The organism is Corallococcus terminator, from assembly GCF_003611635.1.
Classification (GTDB): domain Bacteria; phylum Myxococcota; class Myxococcia; order Myxococcales; family Myxococcaceae; genus Corallococcus; species Corallococcus terminator.
The window spans coordinates 1-9,439 of record NZ_RAVZ01000363.1; the positions used below are offsets into that span (position 1 = coordinate 1).

At 71.3% G+C, this 9,439-nt stretch carries 7 protein-coding genes; 5 read left to right on the forward strand and 2 right to left on the reverse strand.

Annotated features, from left to right (window positions below; genetic code table 11):
• Positions 1–1,437: thrombospondin type 3 repeat-containing protein (locus D7V88_RS34650; RefSeq protein WP_120544887.1), on the reverse strand; the 1,437-nt coding region annotated here is incomplete at its 3' end.
• Between the two features lie 247 nt (positions 1,438–1,684).
• On the opposite strand from D7V88_RS34650, the gene D7V88_RS34655 reads away from it, so the two are divergent.
• From D7V88_RS34655 to D7V88_RS34665, 3 genes are all read left to right on the forward strand, one after another.
• Positions 1,685–2,140, forward strand: coding sequence for a hypothetical protein (locus D7V88_RS34655; RefSeq protein WP_120544888.1), 456 nt, complete (start codon positions 1,685–1,687; stop codon positions 2,138–2,140).
• 118 nt (positions 2,141–2,258) lie between these two features.
• Entirely contained in the window at positions 2,259–2,798 is a 540-nt protein-coding gene (locus tag D7V88_RS34660) for a hypothetical protein (protein WP_120544889.1), read from the forward strand.
• Positions 2,795–3,757, forward strand: a complete 963-nt coding sequence (locus D7V88_RS34665; protein WP_120544890.1) for an HTTM domain-containing protein — start codon at positions 2,795–2,797, stop codon at positions 3,755–3,757. Before D7V88_RS34660 ends, D7V88_RS34665 begins: the two co-directional genes overlap by 4 nt.
• A 110-nt stretch (positions 3,758–3,867) precedes the next feature.
• Here the strand turns inward: D7V88_RS34665 and D7V88_RS34670 are convergent, their stop codons facing one another.
• On the reverse strand, positions 3,868–6,264 hold the full coding sequence (locus tag D7V88_RS34670; protein ID WP_372241150.1) for an MtsA protein: 2,397 nt from the start codon (positions 6,262–6,264) through the stop codon (positions 3,868–3,870).
• Between the two features lie 186 nt (positions 6,265–6,450).
• On the opposite strand from D7V88_RS34670, the gene D7V88_RS34675 reads away from it, so the two are divergent.
• Entirely contained in the window at positions 6,451–6,861 is a 411-nt protein-coding gene (locus D7V88_RS34675; RefSeq protein ID WP_244238551.1) for a hypothetical protein, read from the forward strand.
• A gap of 39 nt (positions 6,862–6,900) precedes the next feature.
• Entirely contained in the window at positions 6,901–9,402 is a 2,502-nt protein-coding gene (locus tag D7V88_RS34680; protein ID WP_120544891.1) for an AgmX/PglI C-terminal domain-containing protein, read from the forward strand.
• The last annotated feature ends 37 nt before the right edge of the window (positions 9,403–9,439 follow it).

Genomic DNA, 9,439 nt, shown 5'->3' on the forward strand with positions numbered 1-9,439 from the left:
ATAAGAGACAGGGGTGGGGACCATGGAGACGTTCTCCACGCGGGTGCGGTAGCAGGCGCGGTTGTTGGTGCCCACCGGGGGCAGCGGGACGATGGAGTAGCCGTAGCCGCGCTCGCGGTGGAAGTCGCGGTCGGCGCTCAGCGGGTCGCCGTGGGCTTCGACCTCCGCGACGTTGGAGAGGCCGTCGCGGTCGCTGTCGAGCAGGTCCTCGGGGACGAGCGGGTTCGTCTGGGACAGGGCCTCCACCAGGTCCGGGAGCCCGTCGCCGTCGGTGTCGCCCACGCAGGGGTCGGTGCCGAGCACGCGCTCCTCGCAGTCGTTGAGCCGGTCACCGTCGGTGTCCAGCACCACGCTGCACCCGTTGATGATGTCCACGGCGAGCGGATCCAGGCCCATGCGCAGCTCGACGCCGTCCATCAGGCCGTCCTGGTCGGTGTCGGACACGGTGGGGTCCAGGCCGAGCGCGCGCTCGTCGTCGTCACCGACGCCGTCGCCATCGCTGTCGGCCAGCATCTGGCCGTTGCGCACCTGGACGTTGCGGTTGAAGGCGAGGAAGCGCTTGAGCTTGAGCGCGTTGTCGAGCGAGCCGTAGTCCAGCCGCGCGAGCGCGTTGGGCAGGCCGGCGAAGTCCGTCTCCACCGGCTCGCTGCCGCCCGCGTTGGCGATGGCGGCCACCTGGAGGCGGGTGACGGGGTCCGGCACGGCGCCGCGCACATAGACGGGCTGGATGCTGACCTCGCCCGCGCCGAACTGCTCCGCGAGCGCCTTGAGCTCGCCCACCACGGCGGTCAGCTCACACTGGCTGCACGAGGCGTTGCACTGGGCCTGGGACTCCGGCGTCCCGTTGCAGCCGGCGGCCTGCGCCAGCGCGGTGCAGCGGCTGTCGATGCCGATGTTGTACGCCGGGTTGTCGCAGCTCACGTCCGAGCTGCGGATGACGGGCACCACGATGTAGCGCGAGCGCGCGACCTCGCCCCGACAGGCCGCCTGCATGTCGCCGGACATCAGGCTCTTGGCCAGCCGCAGCGCGGAGCGGATGCTGATGGGGCCCTGCTGCTGGTAGCTGGCGTAGCGCGGCAGCACCGCCTGGAAGGAGGCCGCGTCGGTGTAGCTGCCCTGCAGGCCGGTGGCCACCGAGTGGAAGGCGACGAGCCCGAAGCGCAGTTGCGGGCCGGTGAAGCGCGAGGTGAGCGTCGTGAGCCCGTCCACCGCGTAGCCCACCAGCTCCGTCTCCACGCCGCTACCACCCTGGAGGGCGAAGATGACCTTCACGGGGAACGCATCCCCGGTGGCCTCGGGGACGCACACGTCGCCCTCGAAGCTGGCGCGGTCCCGGGAACCGCCCGAGCGGCGGTCGAGCGCGTACAGCCCCGCGTCGGAGCAGGACAACAACAGCGCTGGAACCAGGAGCCAGGCGACCCGGGGGGAGAAACGCATCCGTTGGATTGTAGACCCCAGCCCCCCAGTCCGACGCAAGCGTCCAGCGGAATGAGCCCGCGCGAGGACGCGCAGTCAGGACCGACATTTCGTGCCGGTGGAGAAAAACCGCGCCTGCCTGCCGCTCATGGACGTCCGCGTCCTTCATGCCTCCGGCACCCAACAGAATCCTGGTCTTACCGGGATGCTACCGAATTCCAGGAGAGGAAAAACATTGCCCTCGTTGTCCAATCCCAAGGAGCAACACATGAAGACGCACATGAAGCTGGTCGGCACGGTGGCGATGTTCACGATGGCTCTGGGGGCGACCGGCGCGCTGGCTCATGACCCGCGCCCGGCGGTTCCCCTGGAGGAGGCCGTCATGGTGACGAAGAGCGTGTCCATCGCGGGGCGCGGCGGCTGCTACGGCTGCAGCGCCACGGGCGGCACGTCGGGCGGCACGTCGGGCGGCACGTCGGGCGGCACGTCGGGGGGCGGCACGTCGGGCAACACGACGGGCAACACGTCGGGTAACACGATGGGCAACACCGTTGGCAACACGACGGGCAACGTCACGGGCAACACGACGGGCGCCCTGTCCGGGGCCGTCACCGGCACCACCACCGGCACCACCACCGGCACGGTCACCGGCGCCGTGCTCGGCGACATCCTCGGCACCGTGCTCGGGGACGTCCTCGGCTCCGTCACCGGCGTGTTGCTGTAAGGCGCCTGCCCGACAGGGCGCGCAGTCCCCCTCCTGAAATACGCAGTTCCCAAGCCACCCCTCGACGCCGGAGACCTTCCTCCTCCGGCGTCCTTTTCGCCCGTTTTTCGGAGCCCCCATGCGACAGCCTTTTCCCGCCCTGACGCCCTGGCACGGGTTCGTCACAGGCTTTGCCTTGCTGCACCTGCTGCTGGTGACCTGCGGTGCCCTGCACATCCGGCTCTTCCAGGGCACGAGCGCCGTGAACACCTGGGTCCGGGGCTACGCGCACTGGACGGGGGCGGGCAGTCGCTTCAGCTTCTTCGCGCCCGGGGTGAGTCCGGCGGTGCGCGTCGCGTTCGACGTGGAGCATCCGGACGGCGAGCGCCTGCAAGACGACTTCCAGTTCGACAACAGCGCGTTGAATGTGCGCGTCTATGCGATGCTGCTGCGCTTCGGGCTGAATGACGGACAGGACAAGATGGCCCGTGCCTGGGCCGCGGCGATGTTCGGCCGGCACGCGGACGCACGCTCCGTCACCGTGCGCATGGAGATGCTCGAGGTGCCGACCATGGAGGCGCACCGCGAGGGCGCGCCACTCGTCTGGACGGAAACCTACCGGGCCGTCTTCGAACATCGGCTCGCCACGCACAGCGATGCGCAGGCGGTCGCGCCATGAGCACGACCTACCTCCCGCGTCCCGTCCCGCGCCGGCGTCTGGCCACGTTCTTCGGGGCCCCCTCTTCCGCCGAACCCCTGGGCATCATGCGCATTGGCGTCGCCCTGCTGCTGCTCGTGCAGGCGTTCAGCATGTCGGACAGCCTCCATGTCCTGTTGGATGACCGGGGGCTGGTCCCCTGGAGCATCTCCGAATCCCTGGCCTCCCCCGTCGCGCCCCGGCTCGGTTTGCTGGTCGCCGCGCTGGCGCCGCTGGGGCTGTCACCCGAGGCCGCTGTCCGAGGCTTCTTGCTCCTCTACGGCGTCTCGCTCGTCGGGCTGCTGCTGGGTTACCGCTCCCGGTTGTCCGCGGTGGTGGCGTGGATTGCTCACACGGTGATCCTGAACAGCGGCCCCTTCTTCGTCTACGGGGTGGAGACCTTCGCGCACATCAGCCTGTTCTATTGCGCGGTGATGCCGGTGGGCGAAGCCTTCTCCTGGGACGTGCGTGTGGGAAGGACCTCCGGCGCCCCCTCCGCGGCGGCGACGCTCGCGCTGCGCGTGTTGCAGATCCACATGTGCATCATCTACTTCGCCACGGGGCTGGAGAAGCTGCTGGGCCCGCTCTGGCGGGAGGGGACGGCGATCTGGAAGGTGCTGATGCAGCCCCAGTATGCCCAGTTCGGCTTCGCGTGGCTCGCGTCGGTGCCGTGGGTGGTGAAGCTTGCCTCGTGGAGCACGCTGGTCGTGGAAGTGGGCTACTTCGTCTTCGTCTGGCCCCGGCGTACCCGGGGCCTCTGGGTGATGATGACCCTGGGGATGCACCTGGGCATCGCGATGACGATGGGGCTGTGGCTGTTCAGCGGAATGATGGCCGTGCTCACGTTCTCGGCGTTCGGGTGGACCCTGCTCGCCGAAGCGCTGTACACGCGGGCCCGGGCCGCGGCGGTGCTCCCGTTCCACTCCGAACCGGCGCGGTGATCCGCGAGCGGCCACCGCTCACCGCACCGGGCAGCAGCCGTCCCGACAGGGTCTGGCTGTCCATGAGGAACAGCACCCACCGAAGCGTTCGTGGCGTCGCGGGCCTTACATCACAGCGTGAGCAGGTAGGCGAGCAGGTCGTCGCGCTCTTCCGGGGTGAGGGCCTGCGCGTCGCCGTGCTTCAGGCCCGGCGTCTCCAGCAGCGTGCGCAGCGGGAAGCGGGAGTCCACCACGAGCCGGTCCTCCCGCACCGCGTAGCCCGCCGTGGCGCTCGTCAAGAGCGGCCAGACGTCCCAGGTCCCCACCAGCGACGGCGGTGCCGCGCCCGTCACCAGGTGCTGCTGCTCCAGCCGCAGGGGCAGTGCCACCGGCGTGCCGACGTCCTGATACTGCCCTCGCGTCGAGGGGTCTTGATCCAACGTGTACAGGGGCGCGGGATGGCACGCCATGCAACGGGCCCTTCCCTCGAACAGCGCCCTTCCCTTCGCCGGATGCCCGGGCCTGCCGTCCGGCAGCGTCACCGTCTCCAGCGGCGCGCCATCCGCGCCCCGGTAGGGATTCGGCGGCGTGGACATCAACGACGAGAAGAGCGCCAGTGCCTCCACCTCCTCGGGTGACGGATCCGGGTTGTGGTAGCGGTTGCGGCCCCCCACCGTGTCCGCCGTCTCCGCGAGGCTGCGCGTGCTCGCCGGGGTGAAGTAGGGCGGCGTGTCCCGGCTGCCCAGCACCGTCGTCGACCGGTAGATGCGCATGGGCCGCGTCTTCTCGAAGAACACGCCGCCGGTGTGACCCTCGATGTGGCACGCGTCGCAGCTCATCCCCGTGCGTCCCACGTCCGAGAAATAGAGCACCTGCCCCAGCCGGCGCTGTTCGCGCGAACGCACGTCCACCACCGGCCACTGCCGCACCACCTGGGCCCGGCCCGCTCGGGCCTCGCGCACGTCCACCACCGCCACCGTGCCCGTGAAGCGGTTGAGCACGTAGAGCGTGCGCCCGTCCGGCGCCAGCACCAGCGAGCGCGGCCCCGAATGCAGCTCGTCCACCGCCCTCCCCTTCGTCCCCAGCGCCTCCTTCGGAAGGATCCGGGGCGTGTCCTCGGCCACCGGGATGGGCAACGTCTGGAGCACCGCCGCCCTCGCGGCCGCGTCCCCCGTCACCAGCGCCTTCGCATCCAGCACCCGCACCTGTCCCAGTCCGACATCCGCCGCGTAGAGCAGCCCGGAGCGGTCATCCAGCGCGAGCCCCTCCGTCACGCCCGCGCCGAAGCCCAGGTGCCGCACCACCTGCTGCCGGTCCAGGTCCAGCACCGCGACGCCGCTGTTCGCGCTCACCTCCATGCGCTGGGCGTTGGGCCCCACGTTCGGCCCCAGGCTCGCCATGAAGACGCGCCCCAGCCGCTCGCTCGCCACCAGCGCGCGCGGCGCCTTGCCGCCCATCACCTGCGCGGAGAACGCCTCCGTGGTCCCCCCGACGATGGGCACGCCCGGCTTCGGCACCAGCGGCGCCAGCTCCCGACCGTCGTCCTGCCGCAGCAGCACCACCTGGCCCGTCTGGAGGCTGCCCACCGCCAGGAAGCCCTTCCACCTCGCCAGCGCTCGCGGGTTCGGATCCACGGGTGCGCTCCAGCGCTCACGACCATCCTCCAGCGCGAGCGCATGCACCGTGTCGCGCACATGCTCGGCCACGTAGGCCGCGCCGCGTGCGCCATCCACCTCCAGCCCCCATACGCCCGCGGGCGTGGGCACGACGCGGGGCTTCCGCTCCGCCGCATCCAGCGCGTACAGCCAGAGTCCGGCGGCGGATTCGTGCGCCACCCCCAGCCATGGACGCCCACCCCGGTCCTTCCAGGTCGCGAGCGCCGACGGCCCGTCCCCCACCGCCAGCGCCTCCACGCGGCCGGACGCCACGTCGAGCGCGAAGACCGTGTCCGTGGGCGGCGAGGCGACGAAGAGCGTGCGCCCGTCCGGAGAAATCGCCAGCGCCGTCAGGTCCGGGAAGGCCGCGTCATTGACCACCGTGAGCCGCGCGGTGCCCGTGGGCCGGGGCCCCGTGCTCGCGGCCAGCGACAACTGCACGTCCGCCTGGAACGTGCCCGCGGGCAGGGTGAGCCCCGCCGGCAGCCGCGCGTACGCGTGGCCCGCGTCCACCACCGTGAGCGGCAGCTCGCGCGAGAAGGGCGCGCCGAGCACCAGCTTCAACCCTGGCACGAAGGCCTCGCCATACAGCGAGAGCGGCTGCGAGGTCTGGTTGCTGGTCAACCTGGGGCCCACGGCCCGCAGCACGGGCCGAGGCTCGGCCGGGACGGGCGCCACGACGGGGGGCGGTCCGGGCGGCGCAACGGTTTCCCGCTGACGGATCCCCACGACCGCGAGGCCCAGGACCCCGAGCACGCCCGCGGTCAGTCCCCACCAACGAATGCCTCCCTTCACGAGCGCGACCCTCCCGCCCGCGAGCATCCTCCATCCGCCCACCGGCCCGCGAAGACTTCGCACCACGTCTGCTCGCATGCTGGGGGAGCAAACCGATGGAGGGAATCCCACGCGACCTTTCCAGCGTGCCGGAAAGAAACGGGACCGGCGTGGAGATCCCGCCCCACGTGAGGTGGACTGCCCCCCACACCTGCCCGACACCCGTCAACGCATGGCGCCGGAGTGTGCGTTGACAGCTTGGGGCTCGCATCGCTTAACCTGTTGATGATGCGACGTTTCCTCTTCTTCTGTGCCGTCGCCAGCGTGCTTGGCTTCGGTCCCCTCTCCACCGCGAACGATGCCTGGGCCCAGGGGCGTGGACGCGCCTCCAAGGCGAAGGCGGCCAAGGCCAAGAAGGGCGCGACCAAGGCGCCGCCGCGCATCGACACGAAGTCGGGTCCGGGCGCCTCCGCTGTCACGGATCCCGTGACGGGCGAGGCGGGGGCCACGGCGTCCTCCGCGCCTCCGCAGCGAGGACCCGCGCGCATCGACTTCGACGATCGGCTCATCCAGGGCCAGACGAACAAGTCCGGCGCGGTGTACCTGTATGACCGCAAGGAGTTGAAGGTGCGGTCGATGCTCCGTGAGCGCGACAGCTTCCGCTCCGAGACGCTCGCCACCGTCTACGACCAGTAGGGCTGTACCGCCCATCACCCTTCGAAGGGAGCGTCACCGTTGAGCGGCCAGCCCAGCGTCCTGCAAGTCGTCATCCTCCGCGACGGCCTCCTGGTGGGGACGGAGGTGTTCGTCCCCGGTACCTACGCGCTCGGCTCCGATGCGTCGTCGGACTTGCGGCTGGACGACACCTCCGTGTCCCCGCGCCACGCGATGTTGTACTTCCAGAACGGTCGCACCGCGATCCAGGACGCGGGCGGCGGCACCAGCGGCGTCTTCGTCAACGGGCACCAGGTCACCGCCTGTGAGATCCGCTCCGTGGACGAGGTGCTGTGCGGTCCGTTCGTCCTGAAGACGCGGATCCTGAACCAGCGCCCCGTCGAGTCCAAGCCGCAGCCGCCCCCCGAGGTCGCCGCCCTCTTCGGCAACGCCGGAGCACCGCCCGCCGCGCCGCCGCACGCCCCCGCGAACGGAGCGCCGCACGGCTTCGCGCCACAGCACGGTGCGCCGGCACAGCAGGCCGCTCACGCGCAGCAGCAGGCGCAACAGGCGGCGTACGCACAGCAGCAGGCGGCGCAGGCCCAGCAGGCCGCGTACGCACAGCAGCAGGCGCAACAGGCCGCCTACGCGCAGCAGCAGGCGGCGCAGGCTCAGCAGGCCGCGTACGCACAGCAGCAAGCGCAACAGGCGGCGTACGCGCAGCAGCAGGCGGCGCAGGCCCAGCAGGCCGCGTACGCGCAGCAGCAGGCGCAACAGGCCGCCTACGCACAGCAGCAGGCGGCGCAGGCCCAGCAGGCCGCCCACGCACAACAGCAGGCCGCATACGCGCAGAAGCAAGCGCAACAGGCGCAGCACGCCGCTCACGCGCAGCAGCAGGCAGCCCACGCACAGCATGCCGCGCAGGCGCAACACGCCGCGCACCCGCAGGCCCTGCACGCCCCTCAGCAGGGAGCCCACGCGCAGGCAGGGCATGCGCAAGCCGCCCATCCACAGGCCGCGCACGCCCAGCCCGCGCCCGCGACGCGTGCCCCTCCGCAGGGTGTTCCCGCCGGGACCGTCCCCTCCACCCGCCGTCGGCCTCCGTCCGAGGTCATGCCCAGCCTCCTCGTCGCGGACGACCTGCTGGCGGACGTGGACCTGGAAGCCGCGGCCCCCTCGGGCCCGCTCCTGCACGACAAGGCCGTGGCCACCCGCCCCACGCACGCGCCGAAGATCGGCCCGGGCAAGGGCGCCTCCCAGCTCTACATGGAGCTGTACTGGGGAGCCGTGCGCCGCGACGCGCGCCGCTTCGCTCCGAACGCGAAGAAGCCCGTCAAGGCGGCCCTGGAAGAGCAGGCCTCCATGCCGCTGTGGGGCTTCACCCTCCCCGAGGGTGACGCCTTCACGCTCGCCGAATCCGTCAACGGCAACTACCGCCTCTTCGTGCCCCCCGGCACCGACGTGGAGAAGGGCGGCGCCGACGGCCGCTTCGCCCCCGTCACCTCCGCGGCGCTCGAATCCGACGGCAGCCGCCGCTTCGTCACGCTGCGCGACGGCGCCGCGGCCCGCCTCACCCAGGGCAAGATGTCGCTCGTCGCCTACGCGGCGCCCGTCCCCGAGCGCATCTTCGTCAACCCGCTCAAGGGCCTGCCCTGGCTGACCCTCTTCTTCCTCGCCATCTTCGGCGGCGGCCTGGGCTACTTCATCGCCACGCGGCCGCAGGGCCCCGCGACCGCGGACTTCACCCAGAAGAACCTGCCCCCCGTGGCGCTGCGCCTCATCGCGCCCGAGCCCAAGAAGAAGGAAGAGGCCAAGAAGAAGCTGGAGGCGCTCAAGAAGAAGGAGCCCGTCAAGGAGAAGCCCGTCGTCGCGGAGAAGGCCCCTCCCAAGCCCGTGAAGCAGCAGGCCCCGCAGCCCAAGGCCGTCGCCGCCGCGCCGGAGAGCAAGGCCCTCAAGGCGCTCGCGAAGCTGTCCGCCGCCGGCCCCGCCGCCAACGACCTGCTGGCCGCCGTGGACAAGCTGGGCAGCGGCCCGGGCAGCAAGAACGTCAAGCAGACCAACTACAAACTCTCCGGCCTCATCGGCAAGGCGCCCATCGCCAACGCCGGCCTGGGCACCTTCGGCCTGGGCGGCGGGGGCAAGGGCGGCGGCGCCACGCTCGGCGCGGAGCTCTTGCGCGGCAAGGGTGGCGGCGGCATCGGCGCGCTGGGCGCGGGCGGCGTGGGCAAGGGCGCGGTGGGCGGCACCGTCACGCGCGCCACCGCTCGCAGCATCTCCTCCACCCAGGGCACCGTGGACCGTGAGGCCGTGGCCAAGGTCATCAACAGCCACCTCAACGAGGTGCACGGCTGCTACGAACGCGCGCTGCTCAAGGACCCGGGCCTCGCCGGCAAGGTCGTGCTGGAGTGGAGCATCGGGCTCAACGGCCGCGTGGCTTCCGCGAAGACCAAGTCCTCCACCCTGCGCAACGCCTCCGTCGAAGCGTGCATCCTCAGCAGCCTGAAGGGCTGGCAGTTCCCCACCCCCAAGGGCGGCCTCGTCATCATCACCTATCCGTTCCTCTTCAACTCGGTCGGCTACTGACGCGGGGGCTCCACCCCCACCCGCGCCAGCCCCGTCC

What these genes read in the sequence shown, in the direction of transcription:
- D7V88_RS34655 (WP_120544888.1), top strand. Translation starts at nt 1,685, where the DNA reads ATGAAGACGCACATGAAGCTGGTCGGCACGGTGGCGATGTTCACGATG.
- D7V88_RS34660 (WP_120544889.1), top strand. Translation starts at nt 2,259, where the DNA reads ATGCGACAGCCTTTTCCCGCCCTGACGCCCTGGCACGGGTTCGTCACA.
- D7V88_RS34665 (WP_120544890.1), top strand. Translation starts at nt 2,795, where the DNA reads ATGAGCACGACCTACCTCCCGCGTCCCGTCCCGCGCCGGCGTCTGGCC.
- D7V88_RS34670 (WP_372241150.1), bottom strand. Translation starts at nt 6,264, where the DNA reads ATGCGAGCAGACGTGGTGCGAAGTCTTCGCGGGCCGGTGGGCGGATGG.
- D7V88_RS34675 (WP_244238551.1), top strand. Translation starts at nt 6,451, where the DNA reads ATGATGCGACGTTTCCTCTTCTTCTGTGCCGTCGCCAGCGTGCTTGGC.